Source organism: Kitasatospora sp. NPDC038210 (genome assembly GCF_055600605.1).
Window position 1 is genome coordinate 492,098 of the sequence record NZ_JBVJYK010000004.1, and the last position, 21,594, is coordinate 513,691.

The 21,594-nt window shown below is 74.3% G+C and carries 18 protein-coding genes and 1 tRNA gene; 13 read left to right on the plus strand and 6 right to left on the minus strand.

The window, feature by feature from the left end:
• The 12 genes from ACZ7KX_RS11400 (at position 1) to ACZ7KX_RS11455 (ending at position 10,605) form a co-directional block, all read left to right on the plus strand.
• Entirely contained in the window at positions 1-546 is a 546-nt protein-coding gene (locus ACZ7KX_RS11400; protein WP_470326252.1) for a hypothetical protein, read from the plus strand.
• Positions 547-566: 20 nt separating this feature from the next.
• Positions 567-1,187: a plasmid transfer protein TraA gene (gene traA / locus ACZ7KX_RS11405; RefSeq protein WP_470326253.1), complete on the plus strand. Its 621-nt coding sequence runs from the start codon at positions 567-569 to the stop codon at positions 1,185-1,187.
• A 125-nt stretch (positions 1,188-1,312) separates the two neighbouring features.
• Entirely contained in the window at positions 1,313-3,373 is a 2,061-nt protein-coding gene (gene traB / locus ACZ7KX_RS11410) for a plasmid transfer protein TraB (RefSeq protein WP_470326254.1), read from the plus strand.
• Positions 3,374-3,602: 229 nt separating this feature from the next.
• A complete protein-coding gene (locus ACZ7KX_RS11415) occupies positions 3,603-3,794 on the plus strand; it encodes a hypothetical protein (protein ID WP_470326255.1) in 192 nt (63 codons plus the stop codon).
• Positions 3,795-3,824: 30 nt separating this feature from the next.
• Positions 3,825-4,256, plus strand: a complete 432-nt coding sequence (locus tag ACZ7KX_RS11420; protein WP_470326256.1) for a hypothetical protein — start codon at positions 3,825-3,827, stop codon at positions 4,254-4,256.
• A gap of 13 nt (positions 4,257-4,269) precedes the next feature.
• A complete protein-coding gene (locus ACZ7KX_RS11425; RefSeq protein ID WP_470326257.1) occupies positions 4,270-4,581 on the plus strand; it encodes a hypothetical protein in 312 nt (103 codons plus the stop codon).
• 181 nt (positions 4,582-4,762) lie between these two features.
• Positions 4,763-5,353, plus strand: coding sequence for a hypothetical protein (locus tag ACZ7KX_RS11430; protein ID WP_470326258.1), 591 nt, complete (start codon positions 4,763-4,765; stop codon positions 5,351-5,353).
• A complete protein-coding gene (locus ACZ7KX_RS11435) occupies positions 5,350-6,114 on the plus strand; it encodes a DNA methylase (RefSeq protein ID WP_470326259.1) in 765 nt (254 codons plus the stop codon). Before ACZ7KX_RS11430 ends, ACZ7KX_RS11435 begins: the two co-directional genes overlap by 4 nt.
• 184 nt (positions 6,115-6,298) lie before the next feature.
• Positions 6,299-7,168 (plus strand): bifunctional DNA primase/polymerase, encoded by an 870-nt coding sequence (locus ACZ7KX_RS11440; RefSeq protein ID WP_470326260.1) that lies wholly within the window; start codon positions 6,299-6,301, stop codon positions 7,166-7,168.
• Between the two features lie 80 nt (positions 7,169-7,248).
• Positions 7,249-8,508 (plus strand): DUF3631 domain-containing protein, encoded by a 1,260-nt coding sequence (locus ACZ7KX_RS11445; protein ID WP_470326261.1) that lies wholly within the window; start codon positions 7,249-7,251, stop codon positions 8,506-8,508.
• Positions 8,509-8,680: 172 nt separating this feature from the next.
• Positions 8,681-9,019, plus strand: a complete 339-nt coding sequence (locus ACZ7KX_RS11450) for a DNA-binding protein (RefSeq protein WP_470326262.1) — start codon at positions 8,681-8,683, stop codon at positions 9,017-9,019.
• Positions 9,020-9,081: 62 nt separating this feature from the next.
• On the plus strand, positions 9,082-10,605 hold the full coding sequence (locus ACZ7KX_RS11455; protein WP_470326263.1) for a tyrosine-type recombinase/integrase: 1,524 nt from the start codon (positions 9,082-9,084) through the stop codon (positions 10,603-10,605).
• 116 nt (positions 10,606-10,721) lie between these two features.
• Here ACZ7KX_RS11455 and ACZ7KX_RS11460 read toward each other — a convergent pair.
• The 6 genes from ACZ7KX_RS11460 to ACZ7KX_RS11485 form a co-directional block, all read right to left on the minus strand.
• Positions 10,722-10,795: transfer RNA gene (locus ACZ7KX_RS11460), tRNA-Pro, on the minus strand.
• A 99-nt stretch (positions 10,796-10,894) separates the two neighbouring features.
• Positions 10,895-11,839, minus strand: a complete 945-nt coding sequence (locus ACZ7KX_RS11465; RefSeq protein WP_470326264.1) for a metallophosphoesterase — start codon at positions 11,837-11,839, stop codon at positions 10,895-10,897.
• Between the two features lie 311 nt (positions 11,840-12,150).
• On the minus strand, positions 12,151-12,522 hold the full coding sequence (panD, locus tag ACZ7KX_RS11470; RefSeq protein WP_350628587.1) for an aspartate 1-decarboxylase: 372 nt from the start codon (positions 12,520-12,522) through the stop codon (positions 12,151-12,153).
• Between the two features lie 112 nt (positions 12,523-12,634).
• Positions 12,635-13,894 (minus strand): beta-ketoacyl-[acyl-carrier-protein] synthase family protein, encoded by a 1,260-nt coding sequence (locus tag ACZ7KX_RS11475; RefSeq protein WP_470326265.1) that lies wholly within the window; start codon positions 13,892-13,894, stop codon positions 12,635-12,637.
• Positions 13,891-14,109 carry an MbtH family protein gene (locus ACZ7KX_RS11480; protein WP_396545038.1) on the minus strand — a complete coding sequence of 73 codons (219 nt, stop codon included), beginning with the start codon at positions 14,107-14,109 and terminating at the stop codon, positions 13,891-13,893. The genes ACZ7KX_RS11475 and ACZ7KX_RS11480 overlap by 4 nt, the downstream gene beginning before the upstream one ends.
• Positions 14,110-14,223: 114 nt before the next feature.
• Entirely contained in the window at positions 14,224-20,673 is a 6,450-nt protein-coding gene (locus ACZ7KX_RS11485; RefSeq protein WP_470326266.1) for an amino acid adenylation domain-containing protein, read from the minus strand.
• Between the two features lie 491 nt (positions 20,674-21,164).
• On the opposite strand from ACZ7KX_RS11485, the gene ACZ7KX_RS11490 reads away from it, so the two are divergent.
• A complete protein-coding gene (locus ACZ7KX_RS11490; protein ID WP_470326267.1) occupies positions 21,165-21,557 on the plus strand; it encodes a hypothetical protein in 393 nt (130 codons plus the stop codon).
• Positions 21,558-21,594 lie beyond the last annotated feature (37 nt).

A 21,594-nucleotide genomic window follows, 5' to 3' on the forward strand; every position in this document is an offset into this window, starting at 1 on the left:
ATGGCCCGCATCCGCACCACCAAGGTTCAGATACCGGCCCAGCGCGGCCGTGGGCGCCGTCGAGGGCCCGCCGCGCACGTGGTCGATCTCGGCCGGGGCACCGCCCCGGTCGTGCTCGTCGTCCCCCACCAGCCGTCGCTGAGCGGCCGGTTGGCTCTCGCGACCGGGCGTGCGCTGTGGCGTGGCCGGGTCGCGTGGGCCCCGGTCTGGGCCGGGATCGGCGTCTTCGGGGCGGCCGGTGTGCTGTCCGCCGTCCCGGCCGCCGCGCTCGCCCTCGCCGTCCCGGCGGTGCTGCTGCCCGCCGGGTGGCAGCTGGCCGTGCGCCGTCACCCGCGCTCGGCCGTGCGCCGCAAGGCCCGCGCCCGCACCCGCTCCGTCGCCGCCTGGTCGACCGGCCTTGCCTGGTCGGCGCTGGCCGTCTGGTTCGGCCCCGCGAACGGCCTGCTCGCCCTCTTGTGGCTGGCCGGCACCGCCACCGCCCAGACGCTCTGGTGGCAGCACCGCCGCACCCGCGCCACCACCCCGCTCACCGCCGAGACCGACTGAACTCCCCGAGGAGACAGCAGATGAGCACCCCTCCCAACAACGCCGGAAGCCCGTTCCCGCCCCCGCGCCGCTCCGGCAACCCGGCCGGGGGCGGGAAGACGCCACCGCCGCCCGGCGGCAACTCCCGGACCCGCGTCGGGCCGAGCTACCACTTCTCCTACACCCGCACCACCGCCGCCGGCGGTGGCATGGGCGGCGCCGGGTACGGCGGCGGCCGGGGCCCCGGCGGGCCCGGTCCGGCGTCCGGCCCGATCGGCACCCCGTCCGGCAGCGGGCAGGGCGGTGGCGGGCGCGGCTACTCCCCGCTGGGCGACCCGGAGTTCTTCACCAACGCCGACGTGCGCGAGTTCTGCGAGCGTGGCCGCGCCACGTTCGCCCAGCTCTCCTTCGACCTCGCTATGGCCTTCGAGATCCTTCAGGCCGTGCTGAAGGAGGTCCCCGACGCCGACGGCCGGCCGTTCGGCTCGCTGACCCGTGCCCGCCGGGTGTCCAAGCACCTGAAGAAGGCCGCCGACGACGCCAAGGACTGCGCCGCCGAGATCGCCCGCACCTACGCCGCGTTCCAGCGCGAGTACGACCCCGAGATCTCCCGCGTGGCCAAGCCCCGCCAGCCCCGCCGCCGCTTCGACTTCGGCGGCTGATCCCGCTCTGATCCCCGACCCGGGGCAGGGCGCGCGCCCTCGCCTCCCATCGGTCGGGTGAGCTGTGCCGCGCGCTGCCCCGGGCCGGGCCCCACCCCACGCCCCGCAGCCCCGGGAGGCCGCCCATGCGCCGCCAGCCTCAGCCCCAGATCGCCCAGTTCGACACCGGCCAGCACGCCGGATACCTGCACCTCGACCCCAACCAGCACGCCGGCGGCGTCGGCGAGTACCTGCTCCACCGCGCCAAGCCCTACCTGCCACCGTGGCTGGTCGCCGCCGGCACCGGCATCCTCTCCCTGCCCGCGAACCTGATGTGGAACGAGTCCGCCGCCGGCGCGGTCGGACTCACCCTCGCCTCCCTCGGCCTGACCGCCGCCACCTGGTGGGCGGGCAAGCCCACCAGCCAGCAGCGCCGCCTCCACTCCGCCATCACCGTCGCCGCGGGCACGTCCTGGTTCACCGCCGCCGCCCTCGCCGGACCCGCCGCCGGCCCCCTGCCCAGCCTCTACCTGATAGGGGCACCGGCCCTCGCCGCGACGTGGAACATCCGCCAGCTGCTGCGGGTCAACCCCGACGGCGCCCCGAACGACGGCGACAAGGGACTCCTGGAGAAGGTCGGTCTCGCCAAGACCCTGGTCACCTCCGCGAAGGTTCAGCCCAACAAGGCAGAGTTCGAACTGCAGCTTCCCGGCGGGGAGCTGACGCCGGACGACGTATCGAAGGCGCTGCCCAAGCTGGCCGGCGCGCTGCGGGTCGCCAAGAACGCCCTGCGCACGACCCCGGACCCGGACGACTCCTCCCGCACCACGCTCACCGTCGTGCCCCATGACCTGCTCAAGGCCGGCGCCTCCTACCCGGGCCCCTCGCACCCGGGCGGGTCGATCGCCGACCCGGTCCACCTGGGCATCTATGAGGACGGCGCCGACATGGCGGCCTTCTTCCCCGGCAATCCGGACGCGCACCGCAACGCCATGCACCTGCTGATCATGGGGATGACCGGCTCCGGCAAGTCCGAAGGCGGCCTGACCGCGCTGACCGAGGTCATCACCCGACGCGACGTGATCGTGTGGGCGTCCGACCCGGCCAAGGCCGAGCAGACCCTCGGCCCGCTGCTGCCCGCCCTCGACTGGGCCGCGCTCACCATGGACGACACCAAGGCCATGATCACGGCACTCAAGGCCGTCATCCCGGCCCGCACGTCCTGGCTGGCGAAGTACGGCTACAAGCAGTGGGAACCCGCCTGCGCCGAGACGCAGGCCGACGGCTCCCCGGGCATGCCCTACCTCATCGCCTGGTTCGAGGAGGCTGCCAAGACCCTCCGTGAAACGGACGACGACGTGTTCACCGGCCCCGCGCAGGAAGCCCGTTCCGCCGGGATGTCCCTGGTCGTCTCGATGCAGCGCGCCTCCCACACCCAGATGAGCACCGACACCCGCGCCTCGCTCGGCTCGTCGTGGGTGTTCGGCCTGCGTGACGACCGGGACGCGCAGTTCGCCCTCCCGGACGAGGCCATGGACGCCGGCGCCGCGCCGCACGTCTGGAAGGACAAGAAGCCTGGCTACTCCTACCTGGTCGCCAACGGCATCCCCGAGACGTTCTGGGCCACCCCCGGCCGCGCCTACCTCACCCCGGTGGACGCCATGAACTGGGCCGTCGCCGAGTTCGCCGGGATCCGGTCCGCCTGCGACCCGGTCACCGCCAAGGCCGCCGCGAACGCGGTCGGTCCCGCCTTCACCCAGCGCACCCGCTACCCCCTGCCCACCCTCACCGCCGACAGCTGCGACGACGGCGGGATCTACGACCAGGAGAACGCCCCGGTGCACTACGACTACGACATCGACCCCACCGACGACGCCGACGGCGACGAGGACGGATGGATCGACCCGGACGCCGAACTCCCGCCCGTCGACCGGGTCGTGGAGATCGCCCCGCCCGAGATCCCGCCGCGCACCCGCGTAGGCAAGGCCGAGGCCAAGAAGATCATGGCCGAGCTGCTGGCCGAGTTCGAAGCCGCGGGCCTCACCGAGGTCGGCCCGGCCGACTTCATGGAGCACTGCGACCGCTTCCACCGCTCCCGCAGCTGGGTGTCCGGACAGGTCGCCGAGATGGTCGAGACCGGCCGTCTGCGGGAGACCGACGAGGCCGGCCGCTACGCGATCGTCCCGCTCCGGCTGGCCGCCGCCTGAACCGCTCCCGGCCCGCTTCTGACAGCCCTGACGCGTCTGACGCGTCAGACGGCCCTGACACCGAACGGGCCGTTTTCCCCAGGTAACGCGTGCGCGCGAGGGGTGTCTGACGCGTCTGACACCCACTCCTGACGCTTCTGACACCCCCAACCCGCACGCCCCTGACACCCCTCCCTCACCGCTCGACCACGCCCCGGAAACGCCCCGGGGCGCCCGGAAGGACCCCGCTGTGATCGTCTCCGTCTCCTCCGCTCTCCTGTTCGCCGTCATCACCGTTGTCCTCGTCCGCGCCCAGCGCGTCAGCGCCGGATCCGCCGTCCTGGTGTGGCTGTCCGGCTTCACCGTCGCCGGCACCGGTCTCGCCGCGCCCGTGAACAGCGCCCTCGCCTCCCTCGCGCACTACGTCTCCACCATCCACTGACCCCCAGGCCCCGCCGACAGGAGAAGCACCGTGGACCACACCACCAACCCGCAGCCGTTCGCCGCCCCGGTGCTCTACACCCAGGACGGCACCCCCTACTACGCCGCCCAGCCCGCCCCGGCACCCCTCGCGCTCTACCAGCCGGCCGCGCAGCTCCCCGCCCCGATCCACCCCGCATTCGGCTACGCGCCCGCCCAGCACACCGCCGCACCGCTCCCCGTGCCGGTTCCGGCACGGGACCCGTGGCCCGCCCGCCTGCTCGCCGGCGGCATCGGCATCGGCGGCGCCGGACTCGGCGTCGGCTTCCTCCTGCAGACCCTCGCCGCCGCCACCACCGGCCTCGGCCTGCTCGTCGCCGCCCTCGGCGTCATCTACCTCCTCAAGAACAGCAGCGGCGGAGGCGGTCGGGGCGGGCAGGGCGCCGTGAACGTGAGCGTCAACGTCACCAACCGCAACCGCTGACCCGGAGAACCACATGCTTGAGAGCACTTTCGCCCAACTCGTGGACACCCATCTCTCCACCCTCAAGGCCGCGTTGAGGAACAACGACCTGACCATCTCCGACGAGGACGAGCTACTCCACGCCATCGAGCAGGCAGCGGAGATCGCAGCCCAGCGCGCCGACACCGACGACCTCATGCGCGTGGACGCCCACCTGCTCAACAAGGCGGCCGTCTACGTCTACGACGCGGCCGAGCTGCACGAGAGCGAACACGCCAAGCGCATCCTGCTCGGCTACGCCAACAAGTGGCTGCGCTACATCGAACCGCGCGACTTCGCTGACTGACCGCCTGCCCGACCCACCGTGCCGCCCGGACCACCGCCGCAGCAGAGGCTGGGGCCCGGACGGTGCGAGGGACCGGCAGACCCGCTGCCGCACAGCACGAAGCCCCACACCAGCCTCCATTTCTTGGCAGAGAGTCGGCTGGTGCGAGGCCGTGCATCCCCTTCACAGAGATGGGACCAGCATGCCCCAGTTCGACCACTCCACGCTCGTCGTCGTCGACGACACCGCCGACCGCGAGGACGCCAGCGACGGCCACTCCCGCTACGGCGCCTACATCGCCCACCACGCCGACGAATTCCACGAGGACGGCCAGCCGCTCCTCCCGGTGGAGTTCGCCGTCGCCGCGTGGCGCGTCGCCACGAGCCCTGTCATGGCCCCCGGCTACGCGGCCGTCCGACCCGACCTGCACCAGATCGAGGTGTTCGTCGACTACGACGACTGCGCCCACTTCTGCGCGAAGGTCGGTCTGCGGCACAGCGCTCTCACCCACCGCCCCGCCAGCCGGCCGCTGGACTGGGAGCGCGCCCCGTGGTCCCGCTCGAACGAGCAGTGGCCCGTGCTGGTCAGCCCGGAGCGCACCGACCGCCCCGCCGTCCTGGTGACCGCCACCGTGCTTCTCCCGATCCCGGACCGCATCCTCATCACGCCCACCACGACCCGGCCTGGCCACACGCTCACCCACGAGGCCAAGGCCGTGGTCCACGCCCTCGCCGAGTACGCCAACCGGCACCTCGCCCCGCTCGTCGCCGACCTGCTCGGCGGTACCCGGTGAACGCCCCGGGCCTCTCCCTGGCCCTGCGCCCGGCGGCCGAGTGGCTGCCCGCGCGGCCGTGGAACGGCATGACCGTGCTGGACGCCTACTGCAACATCGGCGGCGCCGGCATGGGGTTCTGGCTGGCCGGGTTCGACGTCGTCGGCGTCGACATCCTCGACCAGCCCAACTACCCCTTCCCGTTCCTGCGCGGCGACGCGGTCGAGACCATCACCGCCCACGGCCGCAGCTTCGACCTGATCTCCGCCGGACCGCCCTGCCAGTTCGACTGCACGCTCACCGCGGGGACCAACGCCGCCCGCCGCGACCGGTACGCGGACCTGCTCGACCCCACCCGCGACGCCCTCGAAGCCACCGGCCGCCCCTACGTGATCGAGCAGCCCCCGGGCCGCGCCTCCCGCCGCATGAGGATCGACCTCACGCTGTGCGGGGAGATGTTCGGCCTGCGCGTGCTCAGGCACCGCAACTTCGACGCCGGCGGCGGCCTCGTCCTCGACCAGCCGCCACACGTCCCGCACCGGGGCCTGACCATCGGCTACCGCCACGGACGGTACGTCAGCCCCGCACAGGGCCGGTACTTCCAGGTTTACGGCAGCGGCGGCGGCAAGGGCAGCGTGCCCGAGTGGCAGGACGCCATGGGCATCCACTGGACCACCGTGCGCCGCGAGATCGCCGAGGCCATCCCCCCGGCCTACACGGAACTGATCGGCCGACAGGCCGCCGCCCAGCTGCGTGCCGTACCCGCCGCGCAGGCCGCGTAGGACACCGTCGTGGCGACCGTCCTGGACTGGCGCGACGCCCACCACTACGACCGCACCGGCCCCCGCCCCTGCCGCTGGTGCGGCCGTCCCACCCCGCTTCGCGACGAGCAGCGCAGGCCCGCACACAAGGTCTGCGCCGAACAGCACGCCGCAGAGCAGCCCCCGCCGACGTCTGGAGACCGGCGTGAACCCCATCCTGCAACTCGCCCTCGAACTGGCCCGGCTCGGCCTTCCCGTCCTGCCGTTGCGGGTCGGGAAACGGCCGGTCGGCAACTGCCCGGCCTGTAAGGACAACGCCTGCGGCGGCCGGCCGACCATGAAAGTCCCGGGCCCGTGCACCTGCCCGGCGCCCTGCCACGCGTGGGCCGCCGCCACCACCGACCCCGCCGTCCTGACCAGCCCCCCGTGGCTGCGGGCGTGGCGGGAGGCCGAAGCGGTGGCCTACCACCCGGGCGGCGCCGACTTGACCGTGGTCGACCTCGACAGCGCCGACGCCGTCACCTGGGCCCGCACCGCCCTGCCGCCGACGCTCACCGTGCCCAGCACCCGGGGCGAACACTGGGTCTACCGGGGCGCGATGGCCTCTGCCAACAGGGTCCGCCCCGATGTGGACGTCAAGTCCACCATGGCGTACGCCCGTTGGCGCGGCTACGGCATCGGAAGCATCACCTCGCTGCCCGACGCCGTCCGCGCCCTGGTCGACAAGGAAGAGGCCACCCCGCCGCCGAGCGCGGCGCGGGTGGCCTCTTCACCCCCGCCGACCTGGACCCGCACCGTGGCCCACGGCTGCCGCCACACCGACCGCTACATCAACACCGGGCTGCAACGGGGCCTCGCCAAAATCGCCGACTGCCCCGAGACCGGCGCCGGATCGCAGGCCTTCGGCGTCGCCCGCTTCCTCGCCGCCCAGCACACCCGCTGCCCCGGCCCCTGCGGACTCGACACCATCGCCCAACGACTCATCGACACCGCCGTCGCGGTCGGCGTCCCGCACGACTACGCCAGCCGCGCCGTCGCCCGCGGCTTCACCGCCGCCGGCGCCCACGCCGCCTGACCTGCTCGAAGCGGGCCGCCCCTCTCACCAAAGACCGGCGGCCCGCTCCCATCCAGCCCTACCGAACCGGAGAGGCCAGCATGACCGATCCCAACCCGCCCGTCACCACCACGACCGAGGACGGCGCCGCCCTGCTTGACGCCGTCGAAGCCCACCACCGCCGCTTCAACGTCTTCCCCAGCGAAGCCGCCTACGTCGCCGTCGTGCTCTGGGACGCCCACACCCACCTGCTCGACTGCTTCGAGTCCACCCCGCGCATTGCGTTCCTCTCCCCGGAACCCGGCTCCGGCAAGACCCGCTCTCTGGAGATCATCGACGGACTCGTCCCCCGACCGATGATCACCACCGACGTCAGCCCGGCCGCACTGTTCCGCTCGATGTCCGACGCCGACGCCCGCCCGACCGTCCTGCTCGACGAGATCGACACGGTCTTCGGCCCCAAGGCGGCGGGCAACGAGGATCTGCGCGGCCTCATCAACGCCGGCCACCGTCGCGGCGGGGTCGTCTACCGGTGTGTCGGGGACGGCTCCACCCAGACGGTTCAGCCGTTCCCCGTCTACTCCGCCCTCGCGACCGCCGGTCTCGGCGATCTTCCCGACACCATCATGAGCCGCTCCGTCATCATCCGGATGCGCCGCCGTGCCCCCAACGAGCGGGTGGAGGCGTACCGGGAGCGCATCCACAAGGCCGAGGGCAACGCCCTGCGCGACCGCCTCGCCGCCTGGGCCAACACCGTCCGCGACCAGCTCCACGACGCGTGGCCCGAGCTACCCGAAGGCATCAGCGACCGCCCCGCCGACGTGTGGGAGCCCCTGCTCGCCGTCGCCGACGCCGCCGGCGGACACTGGCCCCAGCGCGCCCGCGCCGCCTGCGTCCAGCTCGTCACCGCCGCCAAGGCCAACGACAAGGGCAGCATCGGCATCCGCCTCCTGACCGACCTGCGCGACATCTTCGACGGCGCCGAACGCATGCTCAGCGCCGACCTGCTGAACAAGCTCGCCGAGATGGACGACGCCCCGTGGGCCGACCTCGACGGCAAGCCCGTCACCGCCCGCGCCCTCGCCCGCATGCTCGGCGACTACGTCACCGCCGACAACGACCCCATCAAGCCCCGCAACATCAAGACCGGCCCCAAGAGCAGCGCCAAGGGCTACTACGCCGCCGATCTCGCCGACGCCTGGCTGCGGTACTGCCCGCCCCGTCCCCCTCGCTCCCAGGAATCCGCTACTGCCGCTACTGCCGCTACCGCGCAGGTCAGGGCCCTGTTTCCGGTAGCGGATACGCCCGAGGTAGCGGATACGGAACCGCTACCCGCCCCGCCGGCCGCCACCGCGACGTAGGCCTCCCGCCGCTCCCGCCCACCCCGGCGGGAGCGGCACCAATCCGCTACCGCTACCAAATCCGCTACCAAAAACATGCCCCTGACCAGGGAGGTAGCGGCAGTAGCGGCAGTAGCGGATCCCAGAGAAGGAAGGGGCGAAGCCCCACCGAGGTCGATCCGGAGGAGTCCGCATGCCCAAGGAACCGGGAGCACTGCCGCCGCTCTACTACCCGGCCGACATCGCCAAGGCGATCGGCATGTCCGAGTGGTGGGTGAAGGAGCAGGCGCGTCGGGGGCGAATCCCGTTCACCAAGCCCGGTCGGGCCTACCGCTTCACGGCCGAGCAGTTCGCCGAGATCGTCCGCATGTACGAGGTGCGGCCCGCCATCGTGACCGCACCGCACACCACCGTCGCCGCCGTTGCGGTCCTGAAGAAACCGGACCGTGAGCCGCAGCAGACCCGATCGGGTGTCCGGCTCCGGGCGCGGATGCCGCGTAGGGCGGCGCTTCACCAGCCGGACGCTGCCTGACCACCCCCACATGCCCCGCCCGGCGCCACCGTCGGGCGTGGCCCTGCCACAGAGAGAACACATTGGGATACGGCGAGAACCGGGGCGACTACTGGCGCGCCCGGTACAAGATCGCGCCCGGCAAGTACGGGACCGTCCTCGACGCCAACGGGAAGGCGGTCCGCTACAAGACCAAGCGCGCTGCCGAGAAGGCTGCCGGGATTGCTGAGGACGAGGTAGCCAAGGAGGCGGCTCAACCGCCAGCCGCTCCGGAGCCTGAGCGGATGACGTTCGGCGAGTACGCGAGTGGCTGGTACGAGGGCCAAGACCTGGCCGCGTCCACCATGCAGAACTATCGCCGCCACATCGAGGAGCACCTGCTCCCTGAGTTCGAGAACGCCCTGATCGGTGAGATCACCAAGGGCGGCATCGACGCCTGGGAGCGCAAGGAGCGCGAGCGCGGCTACGCGGCCAGCAGCATCAAGACGTGGCGCGGCACCCTGCACCTGATCCTCGCGGACGCCGTGGACGAGGGGCTCCGGGACTCCAACCCGGCGACCCGTCGTCGCGGCCGGGGCAAGCGCGCCGGTCGCTCGCGCAACCGCGGACCCGAGAAGGTGGTGACCGATGCCCTCGGCATCCTGCTGATCGCCGAGCGGGCGGCGTTGCTCTCGGGCCGCGACGACGAGTTCGTTGCCCTCGTCCTCAAGGGCTACACGGGCATGCGCTGGGGTGAAATCGTCGGCCTGGAGACCGAGTTCGTCAGGTCGGCCGCCGTCCGGGTCGAGCACCAGCTGTACGAGCTGGACTCCGGCGAGCTGCACCGGTGCCCGCCCAAGGACGACTCCTACCGCACGATCGACACGCCTGAGTTCCTCTCCGAGCTGCTCGCGGGGCAGCTCGCGCGGGCTAGCCAGACGCCCTGCGAGTGCCACGGCCTGCGGTACGTCTTCAGCGGCCACGGGGCCGCCAACGGCGCGGCCCACCGGCCCGGCGCGAAGCTGGTCGACGTCGCGCGAGCCGCCGGCGTCTCCACCGGGACCGTGTCCAACGTGCTCAACCGCCCGGCGGCGGTGGCCGAGGCCACCCGGGTGCGGGTGGAGAAGGCCATGGCCGAGCTCGGCTACGTCCGCTGGCAGGCGTCCGGGGAGAACGCGGCGCACTGGCGGAGGAACGGGTTCGCCACCTGGCTGTTCCACCCGGCCGCCACCGGCTGGTACCCGAAGAAGGCGCCGGAGGAGGCCCGCCCGGTGCCGGTACTGGCCGAGCCGTGGCCCGGGATCCCGACCCGTGGTCGGGGAGCCGCCGGCCGGGCGCAGGCCTGCTGGCTGCCGATCGCGCGCGGCCTCACCCCACACGGGCTGCGGCACGCGCACAAGACGATGATGGACGAGCTGCGGACGCCGCCGAAGCTCAAGGACGAGCGGATGGGGCACGAGGACGGCTCGGTCCAGGCCCGCTACTCCCACATCACGCCGGAGATGCGCCGGGACCTCATGGAGGGGCTGACCCGGATGTGGCTCGCGTCACTCGAAGCCCGTCGTCGGATGTCGCCCGGCTCGCCCGTGGCGGTTCTCGACGCGCTGCTGAGGACGCCTCAGCGGTAGCCCCGGGAGATCTGTTTTCCGGCGGTTTTCTCCCAGGATTCTCCCGAGAGCCCCCGGAAAGCCAGTCAGGGCCGGTCTCCCTTGCGGGAGACCGGCCCTGAGCTGGTCTTACTGGGTCGGGGTGGCGGGATTTGAACCCACGGCCTCTTCGTCCCGAACGAAGCGCGCTACCAAGCTGCGCCACACCCCGGTCTTGCGGTTTGTCGCTCCGTCTCCTTCGCGACGAGTAGAACTCTACCGGACGCTCGCCGAGACACGAAATCCGGTTTCGGGCGGGCGTCCGGTGGGGTCAGCGGGGGGCCGGGGTGAGGGTGAGCAGGGTGGCTTCGGGGGGGCAGGCGAAGCGGACGGGGGTGTAGCGGTTGGTGCCGCAGCCGGCGGAGACGTGGAGGTGGGAGCGGTGGCCGCCGGCGGTGTGGGTGGAGAGGCCCTTCACCCGGCGGGTGTCGATGTCGCAGTTGGTGACGAGCGCGCCGTAGAAGGGGATGCAGAGCTGGCCGCCGTGGGTGTGGCCGGCCAGGATCAGTGGGTAGCGGTCGGCGGTGAAGGCGTCGAGGACGCGCAGGTAGGGGGCGTGGACGACGGCGAGGGAGAGGTCGGCGTCGGGGGAGGGGCCGCCGGAGACCGCGCTGTAGCGGTCGCGGCGGATGTGCGGGTCGTCGAGGCCGGTGAATTCGAGGTCGAGGCCGTTCACGGTGAGGCGGCCGCGGGTGTTGGTCAGGTCGAGCCAGCCGGCGGCGTCGAAGCCGTCGCGGAGCTTCTCCCACGGGTTGTGGACGGCGCCGCTGATGCCGCGGCCGGCGGTGCCGTCGGGGTTGTTCATGCCGTGGACGCCGCTGCGCATGGCCTGGAGGTAGCGCGCCGGGTTCTTGCGGGCCGGACCGTAGTAGTCGTTGGAGCCGAAGACGTAGACGCCGGGGAACTCCATCAGCGGCCCGAGCGCGTCGAGGGTGGCGGGGACGCCGAGCGGGTCGGAGAGGTTGTCGCCGGTGTTGACCACGAGGTCGGGGCGCAGGGCGGCCAGGCTCTTCAGCCAGCGCTGCTTCTTGCCCTGGCCGCTCACCATGTGGATGTCGGACACCTGCAGGATCCGGAGGGGGCGGGCGCCGCGGGGGAGGACGGGGACCTCGACCCGGCGGAGGCGGAAGGCCCGGACCTCGTACCCGGCGGAGTAGGCGAGGCAGGCGGCGCCGGCGGCGGCGATGCCGAGGGGAACGGAGTACAGCGGTCGCATCAGCCCATGCTCTCAGACGGTCGATCAGCCGGTGAACGTCCGGCCGGGGCGGCGGCGGGCGCGGAGACCGGCCGGGAGCCGTCGGCGGGCAGTGGGGCGGTGGGGCGGTGGTGCCGTCGGGGGGCGGGTGGGGACCGGTGGGGACGGGCGGGGGCGGGTGAGGGGCCGGTGATCGGGACGGCCGCCGGGGCCGAACCGGGTCGGCGGGTTACGGCATCCGGGGGGCGAGGGGGAGTGACAGGGGAACGAGGGGGAGAAACAGGGGTGCCCGCCGGCTCGTGCGCGGCGGGCACCCGGGGGCGGGGTGGCGGTCAGGACGCCGGGTCGACGCCGACCTTCACCACCGCGTTGGACTTGTCCACGAAGACGACGGCCGGCTTCAGGTCCGCGGCCTCGTCGTTCTCGACCGAGGCGTAGGCGATGATGATCACGGTGTCGCCCGGGTGGACCAGGCGGGCGGCGGCGCCGTTGATGCAGACCACGCCCGAGCCGCGCTCGCCCTCGATGACGTAGGTCTCCAGGCGGGCGCCGTTGTCGACGTCCACCACGTGGACCAGCTCGCCGGGCAGCAGGTCGGCGTTCTCCATCAGTACCGGGTCCAGGGTCAGCGAGCCGACGTAGTGGAGCTCGGCCTGGGTCACGGTGGCGCGGTGGATCTTCGACTTCAGCATGGTGCGTCGCACGTTCTCAACCTCACAGGTGTGGTTTTCGACAGGGGAGGGGCGGTACGGCGGGCAGGCGGGGCGGTACGGCGGGCAGCGGAGCGGGTACGGCGGGCCGGGGTGCGGGCGGGTCTCAGCGGGTGAAGGCGAGCGACACGTTGTGACCGCCGAAGCCGGAGGCGTTGCAGAGGACGGCCGCGGGGCCGGCGGGCAGCTCGCGCGGGGTGTCCCGGACCAGGTCCAGGTCGAGGCCCTCCTCCGGGTGCTCCGCGTTGACGGTCGGCGGGAGGACGCCGTCGGACAGGGACAGGACGGCCGCGACCGCCGCGAGCCCGCCGGCGGCGCCCAGCAGGTGGCCGGTCATCGACTTGATCGCCGAGACCGGGACGGCGCCCGGCCCGAACACCGCGCGCAGAGCCGCGGCCTCGGCCGCGTCGCCGGCCGGGGTGGAGGTGGCGTGCGCCTGGACGTGCCGGACCGCCGCCGGGTCGAGCCGGGCGTCGGCCATGGCCCGGCGCAGCGCGGCGGCGAGGCCGCCGCCGTCCGGGCGCGGGCCGGTGGGGTGGTGCGCCTCGGAGGCCAGGCCGGCGCCCGCGAGGACGCCGTACCGGTGCGCCCCGCGGGCCCGGGCGTGGCGCTCGCGCTCCAGCACCAGGACGCCCGCGCCCTCGCCGAGGACGAAGCCGTCCCGGTCCCGGTCGAACGGCCGGGAGGCGCGGTGCGGCTCGTCGTTGCGGCCGGAGAGTGCGCGCATGGCGGCGAAGGCCGCGGCGACCAGCGGGTGGACGCCCGAGTCCGCACCGCCGGCCACCACGACGTCGGCGCGGCCGAGCCGGATCAGGTCCAGGGCGGTGGCGATGGCGTCGGCGCCGGCCGCGCAGGCGGTGACCGGGGCCGATGCCTGCGCCCGGGCGTTGACGTCGAGGGCGGCCAGCGCGGCGGTGTGATTGCCCATCAGCATCGCCACGGCGTGCGGCGAGACCCGGCGCGCCCCACGGGTGCGCAGCTCCTCGTGGTTGTTCACGACGGTGTGCACGCCGCCGATGCCGGTGCCGAGCACCACCGCGACCCGCTCCGGGTCCGGGGCGCCGGGGGTGCCGGCCGGTCCGGCGTAGCCGGCGTCCGCCCAGGCCTCGCGGACGGCTGCCAGGCCGAAGGCGCCGACCCGGTCCACCCGGCGGGCGAGCACCCGGTCCAGTAGCTCCCCGGGTTCGGCCGCGGCCCGCGCCGCGATCCGGACCGGGAGCTCGGCCGCCCAGGGGTCGTCCAGGGCCGCAACGGCTCCGCGCCCGGCGAGCAGCGCCGGCCAGGTGTCCTTGGCCGTCGCTCCGAGGGGGGTGACCGCGCCGAGTCCGGTCACCACCACGGCGTCACCGCTGCGGTCGTCCGTCATGCCGGCTCGGACTCCATGGCGGCGACCAGGCTCTGCGGCCGGATGTCGGTCCAGTTGCGCTCGATGTAGTCCAGGGACTCCTGGCGCCCGGCCTTCTCGTGGGCCACCGTCCAGCCCGCCGGGACCTCGGCGAACGCCGGCCAGAGGGAGTGCTGCCCCTCCGCGTTGCGCAGGACCAGGAACGTGCCGTCCGGGTTGTCGAAGGGGTTCTGCATCAGACTCGTGCCTTTCGTTGCGGGTCGCTCTGCGGGTCTTGTCGCTCTGCGGGTCTTGTCGCGGTGCGGGCTTGTCGAGGTCGAGAGGGTGGGGCCGGCCGGGTGGCGGGGTGGTCAGTCGGCGTCGGGGTCCGTGAAGCCGGGGGAACCGGGGGCGGCGTCGCTCGGGACGCACAGGGCGGCCAGGCGGCGCGGGGTGCGCTGCTGGAAGACCGCGCGGATGTCGACCGGGCGGCCGAACACGGCCTCGATCCGGCCGGACAGCCGTAGCGCCGCCAGTGAGTCGCCGCCGCGGGCGAAGAAGTCGTCGTCCGCGTCCAGCGGCTCGACGTCGGCGGTCGGGCCGGACGCGGCCCCGATGGCCTCGGCCGCCAGCGTCGCCAGGGTGTCCCGGGCGGCCCGCAGGGCGTCGGGGTCCGGCAGCAGCTCGCCGACCTTCGCCGTCGGCCGCTGCGCGACGGCGTGCAGCAGTGCGAGCAGCAGGTCGCCGGCCCGTTCCGCGAGTGCGGTCGGGACCAGCTCCGGCCGGTGGCTGAGCGCGAGGTGCAGCCGCTGCTCCGGGGTGACGGTCAGCCGGACCGGGTAGTGGTACGGGTCATGGCCGTGGGTGTCGGTGATCCGCAGACCACCCGAGGACCCCGCCGGCCCGCCGGCCCCCGGCTCACCGGACCCCGGCCCGCCGGCCCCCGGCCCGCCGGCCCCCGGCCCACCGGCCTCCGCCCCACCGGACCCGGGCCCGCCGGCCTCCGGCCCGATCGGCTCGGCGGCCGCGTAGTTCTCGAACACCAGGCAGCTGTCGAAGACTTCGCGCTGCCCGGCGCGACCGGCGGCGCGCAGGATCTCGCCGAGCGCCAGGTGCCGGTGCGGGGCCAGCTCGGTCTGTTCCCGGTGGAGGTCGCGCAGCAGGGCGTCCAGTCCGGCGTCCGGGTCCAGCCGTACCGGGACCGGCACGGTGTTGACGAGCAGGCCGACCAGGTCCTCGTGGCCTGGCAGTTCCGGCGTGCGGATCGACCCGGTGGCGCCGAAGACCGGCCGGCGGGAGCCGGTGAGCCGGTGCAGGGTGAGCGCCCAGGCCGCCTGGACCACGGTGTTGAGGGTGACGCCGTGGTCGCGGGCCGCCCGGCGGAGCGCCTCGGTGGTCTCCTCGGGGAGTTCCGCGGTGCGCCGCAGCGGCCGGGCGTGCACCTGTGCGGGGTCGGTGTCGGGCGCCAGCAGGGTCGGTTCGGCGCCGGACAGGGCCTTCTGCCAGGCGGCGCGCGCGGCTTCGCCGTCCTGCCGCTCCAGCCAGTCGAAGTGCCGCCGGTAGGGGACGGTGTCGGGCAGGCCCGCGTCGTCGCCGCGGTGCCGGTACAGGTGTGCCAGGTCCCGCAGCAGGATCGCGCTGGACCGGCCGTCGACCAGGATGTGGTGGAGCGTCAGCACCAGCTGGTGGCGGCGTTTGCCGAGGCGGACCAGCAGGCCGCGGACCAGGGGGGAGCGGGCCGGGTCGAACGGCTCCTGGCGCTCCCCGGCGAGCACCTCCCGCCGTCGGGCCGCGTCGGCGCGGCGCAGGTCGAGTGCGCGCCAGGGGGCCTCGGCGTGCTCGTCCAGGACCTGTACGGGCTCGCCGGAGGGCAGCAACTCGAACCGGGCGCGCAGTGCCTCGTGGCGCCGCACCACGGCCCGGAACGCGGTGCGCATCCGGTCGGCGTCCAGCTCGCCGTCGAGTTCCAGCACGGTCTGGACGGTGTGCAGGTCGGGGGCGCCGTGCTCGTAGCGGGCGTGGAACAGCAGGCCCTGCTGGGTGGGGGTGAGCGGGAGGACGTCCGTGACCGGGCCGTCCTGGGCGAGGGCGTCCAGCTCGTCCTGGGTGATCCGGACCAGCGGTACGTCCGAGGGGGTGATCCCGTGCGCGGCGGGCCGGCCGGCGAAGGCGGCCAGGGCGCGCAGTGCGGTGGCCCACTCCTCGGCCAGCGCCCGGACCTCGGGTTCGGTCAGCAGGCCGGGGGCCCAGGACCAGGTGGCGGTCAGCCGCAGGCCGTCGCCGCCGTCCTCGGCCACCGCGTTGACCTCCAGCGGGTGGGCCATCGGCTGGTCGGGGTGGACGGGCGGGGCGGCGCTCTCGCCGGCCGGGCGCCAGTCCGCTTCGGGCCCGGCGGTGAACCGGCCGAGGTAGTTGAAGGCGACCTGCGGGTGGGGGAGGCCGCCGAGGGTGGCGCGGCCCCGTTCGTCCAGGTAGCGCAGCAGCCCGTAGCCGAGGCCGTGGTCGGGCACGGTGCGCAGCTGTTCCTTGACCGCCTTGAGGGCGCGGGCCAGCACGGCGTCGTCGAGTGCCGCGTCGCCGAGTGCCGCGTCGTCGAGTGCCGCGTCGTCGCGCGCGGCGGTGCCGGGGGTGAGCAGCACGGGGTGCAGGGTGGTGAGCCAGCCGACCGTCCGGGTGAGGTCCAGCCCGTCGAGGTCGCGGCGGCCGTGGCCCTCCAGGTCGACCAGCAGCCCGCCGGTGCCGCGGGTGCGGGCGGCGGCCAGCGCCAGGGCGGTCAGCAGCACCTCGTCGGGGCCGGCCCGGAAGGCCGTGGGCAGCGTGGTGAGCAGCGCTTCGGTCTCGGCGGGGGTGAGCTCGACGGTCAGGCTCCGGGCGGCGCCGTGCACGTCGCGGGCCGGGTCGGCGGCGCGGTCGGTGAGCTGGGGGCCGGCCTCGGCGAGGGTGCGCCGCCAGTGCTCCAGCTGCGCCACGACGTGCGGGCGTCCGGAAGCGTCGGCCAGCGTCTCGTACCAGCGCCGGAGCGAGGTCGGCACCGGGTCGAGCCGGGCCGGGGCGCCGGTGCCGGCGGCCAGCCAGGCGGCGTGCAGGTCGGGGAGCAGGACGCGCCAGGAGACGGCGTCCACGGCCAGGTGGTGGACGACGACGAGGAGGCGGCCGGGGGCGGTGCCGGCGTCGAACCAGACCGCCTGGAGCAGGTTCCCGTTGCGTGGGTCCAGCCGGCCGGTGGCGTCGGCGGCGTGCTCGGTGACGGCCGCGGCCAGGGCGTCGGGGGCGAGCCCGGCGACGTCGACCCGGCGGACGCGGTCGGCGGCGGTACTGCTGCCCGTGCCGGCGTCGGTACCGCCGCCGGTACCGACGGCCGGGACGGTCAGCGACCAGTCCTCGGTCAGGCGCATGCGCAGCGCGCCGTGCCGGTCGAGCAGGGCCTGCACCGCGCCGGTCAGTCGCTCCAGGCCGAGCCCGGCCGGGACGGTGAGCAGCGTGGACTGGTTGAACGAGTCGACGGGGCCGCCGAGTTCGCGCAGCCGGTGGACGATGGGCGGCGCCGGGAAGTCGCCCACGCCGTCGTCGTGGGTGACCGGGGCCGCCGTGCCGGCCGTGGTGCCGGACAGCGTGGCGAGCGCGGCCGCCGTACGGTGCTCGAAGACCTGCTTGGCGGTGAGGTCGAGGCCCGCGCCGCGCGCCTTGGCGACCAGCTGCAGGGAGGTGATGGAGTCGCCGCCGAGTTCGAAGAAGCCGTCGTGGACGGAGCGCACGTCGCGGTTCAGCACCTCGCCGAACAGCTTGACCAGCAGCTTCTCGACCGGGTTGCGCGGCGCGCGGCCGGTGGTGCGCTCCTCGGCCGGGTCGGGCACGGGCGGCAGCGCGGTGCGGTCCAGCTTGCCGTTGGGCGTGAGCGGGATCTCCGGGACGGGGACGAAGGCGTCCGGCACCATGGCGGCGGGCAGCCGGGCGGCGACGTGCTCGCGCAGCTCCTCGACCCCCGGTGCGCCGTCCAGGACGAGGTAGGCGACCAGCCGGTCGGCCTGCGGGCCGCTCCGGACGACGACCACGCAGTGCCGCACCGCCGGGTGCCGGCAGAGCTCCGCCTCGATCTCGGCGGGTTCCACCCGCTGGCCGCGGATCTTGACCTGGTCGTCCGCGCGGCCGAGGTAGACGAGTTCGCCGTCGGCGCCCCACCGGGCGACGTCGCCGGTGCGGTACATCCGCTCGCCGGGCGCGCCGAACGGGTTGGCGACGAAGCGCTCGGCGGTCGCACCGGGGCGGCGGACGTAGCCGCGGGCCAGGCCCGGCCCGGCGATGTAGACCTCGCCGGGCACGCCGACCGGGACGGGGCGCAGCCAGGTGTCGAGGACGTGCATCGCGGCGCCCGGGATCGCCCTGCCGATCGGGACGGCGCCGGGGGCGATCCCGTCGTCGGGCCCGCTGCGGAACTCCATGCAGCCGACGGTGGCCTCGGTCGGGCCGTACTCGTTGACGGCGGTGGCGGTCGGGTTGCCGGACCGCCAGGCGCGCAGCATTGCGCCGGACAGCTGCTCGCCGCCGACCACCAGGTCGCGGGTGGGCGAGAGCCAGGCGTGGGTGTCGGCGAGCAGCGGCATCTGGCTGGGCGTCACCTTGGCGAAGGTGGCCGGGCCGAGGCCGGTGGGCGCGGCTTCGGTGAGCTCCGCCATGTGCACCCGGCCGCCGGCGGTGAGGCCGCCCCAGACGCCGGTGACGGTGAAGTCGAAGGAGATCGGTGACTGCACGATCGCCGTCCCGGCCAGGCCCGGGTAGGTGTGCCGGGCGAAGTCCAGGTAGACGCCGACGGAGCGGTGCTCGACCTGGACGCCCTTGGGGCGGCCGGTGGAGCCGGAGGTGTAGATCAGGTAGGCGCCGTTGCCGGGGCGCAGCGGGCGGACGCGCTCGGCGTCGGTGACGTTCCCGTCCGGGTGCGGCTCGGCCAGCAGGTCGGCGGGCCGCAGGTGGGCCGGCGCCGGGCCGGCGGGGAGCGGGTCGGTGGGCAGCGGACCGGTTGGCGACGGGCCGGCCGACGCCGGTTCGGCGGGCCGGGGCTCCTCGGCCGGGAGGGTGGGGCCGCGGTCGGTGAGCAGCGCGGCGGGCCGGGCGTCCCGGAGCATGAAGGCGACCCGTTCCGCCGGGAGCGCCGGGTCGATCGGCAGGTAGGCGGCGCCGGACTTCAGCACGCCGAGCAGCGCGACGACCAGCTCGGCGTCGTGCGGCAGCAGGACGGCGACCACGGACTCGGGGCCGATGCCGCGGGCGATCAGGGCGCGGGCGATCCGGTTGGCGGCCGCGTTGGCGTCCCGGTAGCTGAGCGCGCGGTGCCGGTCGGAGAGCGCGACGGCGTCCGGCGCCCGGTCGACCCGGGCCTCGAACAGCGCGGGCACGGTGGTCTCGGGCACCGGGCCGCGGGCCGGGACACCGGGGACGGGGAGGGCCGCCCGGGCGGCGTCGTCGAGCAGGTCGAGGGCGGCCACCGCGGTGTCCGGGGCGGTGGCGAAGGCGGTGAGCGCGGCCTCCAGCCGGCGCAGCACGCCGCGGGCCGTGTCGGCGTCGAACACCTCGCGGCGGTGGGTGAGTTCGAGGACCAGCCGGTCGCCGGGGACGACCACCAGGCTGAGCGGGTAGTGGGTGGAGCCGCGGGCGCCGTCCGGGCCGGCGGCCGCCGGGTCGTCGGTGAGCGGGGAGATCCGCAGGCCGGCCAGGGGCCGGTCGGCCGCGTCGTCGCCGCTGCCCGGGTCGGCGAGGGCCAGGAAGGTGTCGAAGAGGGTGCCGTGCCCGGCGGACCGCTGGATCTCGGGCAGCGGGAGGTGGTGGTGGTCGGTGAGTGCGGACTGTTCGCGCTGCACCCGGTCCAGGAGGGCGTGCAGCGGCTCGGCCGGGTCCAGGCGCACCCGTACCGGGACCGAGTTGATGAGCAGTCCGACCATCTCCTCGACCCGCGGGGCGGCGGCCGAGCGCACCGAGACGGTCTGCCCGAAGACGACGTCGGTCTTCCCGGTCAGCGAGGCGAGGGCGAGCGCCCAGGCGGTCTGGGCGACGGTGTTGAGGGTCAGGCCGCGGGCGCGGGCGGCGTCCCGGACGGCTGCGGTGAGCTCGGCGGGGAGTTCGGCGGCGACCAGGTCGGGGAGGTCCTCGGCCGCGCCGGTGTGCTCGGGGCCGGTCAGCGTGGGCGCGTCGAGCCCGGCGAGGGCCTGCCGCCACGCCTGCCCGGACACCCGGGCGTCGCGCTTGGCGAGCCAGGCCAGGTAGCCGGTGGGCGGGACGGCCTTCGGCAGGGCGGTGTCCTCGCCTCCGGCCGCGTAGATCGCCACCAGGTCGCGCAGGACGGTCGACAACGACCAGCCGTCGAGCAGGATGTGATGGTGCGTCAGCACTAGGACGTGTGACTCGGGGGCCGTCCGGACGATCGAGAAGCGGACCAGCGGCGGGGCGCCGAGGTCGAAGCCGCGCAGTCGCTCCTCGGCGAGGTGCCGGGCCAGTCCGGCGTCCGCCCCGCCGGCCGGGTCGGGTGCGGCTTCCGCCCCACCGGCCAGGTCGAGTTCGGTGATCGGCACGGTGACCTTGCGGTGCACCAGCTGCACGCCCTGCCCGTTCTTCCGCTGCTGGAAGGAGGCGCGCAGTGCGGTGTGCCGGCGGACCACGGCCCGGCAGGCGGCGCGCAGCCGCTCGCCGTCGAGCGGGCCGTCCAGGCGCAGCGCGGCCTGGCTGACGTACTCGTCGATGCCGCCCTGGCCGAGCAGCGAGTGGAAGAACAGCCCCTCCTGCAGGGGCGCGAGCGGAAGGACCGCTTCCAGCGGTGAGTCGTGGGCAGGCACTGGGTGATCTCCAACCGGGGCGGGTTGCGGTCGCACGGTCCGCGGGCGACGTCCGGCGCGGACCGGCCGGGATCGCCGGGGGGACGGGAGCTGCGGGGCCGTCCGGCCGGCCCGCGTCGGCCATGCTTCCGGCTGCCGCACGGCCCGGCCAGGCAAGTGCCCGGCAATCGGAATTGCATTCCAGCTGCCGATCGGGTGTAACGGTCTCCACCAGGGGAATTCGGTTCTGCGGAGACGTCCGGAAGACTTCCGCAAGGCGTCCCTATTCCACCGGCGGGGGCTGCAGTAGGGTGCCTCTGCGCCGTTCCGACCGCCGTTCTGACCACCGTTCCGATCGCCGTTCTGACGAGGCCGCGCCCGTGCTCACGGCGCCGGTGCCGATGCGGGCGCCTCACACACGATGGGATTTCCCCGTGAAAGACAACATGGTCGAGATTCTGACCGCAGCCGTTCTGGTGCTCGGACTTCTCCGTGAGTTCAGGGATCAGAGATTGACCCTCGTGCCGTGGCTGCTTCCGGTGATTCCGATCGTGGTCGGAGCCCTCCAGGACGACCTGATCGACCACGACAGGAGCGGCGCCTCGATCGGGCTCGGCGCCGCGATCACCGGGGTCGGTCTGGTGCTCGGCGTGGCGTACGGCGCGCTGCTGCCGGTCAGCCGGGACGCCGCCGGGCACACCGTGTTCAAGGGGGGCCTGTACGCCGTGGCGGTCTGGGCGGGCCTGTTGGTCTCCCGGACGGCCTTCTACAAGGTCGGGCAGAACCAGGACATCGAGACCGGGTTCGGCTTCCTGGCCATCTCGTTCGGCGCAATGCTCCTGGCGCGCACGCTGGTTGTGACCGTCCGGTCCCGCAAGCGCCTCCCCGCCGGCTCGCCGGCCTGAGGCGGCGGGCGGCGCCCCGGGCCCGGCCGGCCCGGGG

What these genes read in the sequence shown, in the direction of transcription:
- ACZ7KX_RS11475 (WP_470326265.1), bottom strand. Translation starts at nt 13,894, where the DNA reads ATGACGGACGACCGCAGCGGTGACGCCGTGGTGGTGACCGGACTCGGC.
- ACZ7KX_RS11445 (WP_470326261.1), top strand. Translation starts at nt 7,249, where the DNA reads ATGACCGATCCCAACCCGCCCGTCACCACCACGACCGAGGACGGCGCC.
- ACZ7KX_RS11480 (WP_396545038.1), bottom strand. Translation starts at nt 14,109, where the DNA reads ATGCAGAACCCCTTCGACAACCCGGACGGCACGTTCCTGGTCCTGCGC.
- ACZ7KX_RS11465 (WP_470326264.1), bottom strand. Translation starts at nt 11,839, where the DNA reads ATGCGACCGCTGTACTCCGTTCCCCTCGGCATCGCCGCCGCCGGCGCC.
- ACZ7KX_RS11450 (WP_470326262.1), top strand. Translation starts at nt 8,681, where the DNA reads ATGCCCAAGGAACCGGGAGCACTGCCGCCGCTCTACTACCCGGCCGAC.
- ACZ7KX_RS11430 (WP_470326258.1), top strand. Translation starts at nt 4,763, where the DNA reads ATGCCCCAGTTCGACCACTCCACGCTCGTCGTCGTCGACGACACCGCC.
- traB (WP_470326254.1), top strand. Translation starts at nt 1,313, where the DNA reads ATGCGCCGCCAGCCTCAGCCCCAGATCGCCCAGTTCGACACCGGCCAG.
- ACZ7KX_RS11425 (WP_470326257.1), top strand. Translation starts at nt 4,270, where the DNA reads ATGCTTGAGAGCACTTTCGCCCAACTCGTGGACACCCATCTCTCCACC.
- traA (WP_470326253.1), top strand. Translation starts at nt 567, where the DNA reads ATGAGCACCCCTCCCAACAACGCCGGAAGCCCGTTCCCGCCCCCGCGC.
- ACZ7KX_RS11400 (WP_470326252.1), top strand. Translation starts at nt 1, where the DNA reads ATGGCCCGCATCCGCACCACCAAGGTTCAGATACCGGCCCAGCGCGGC.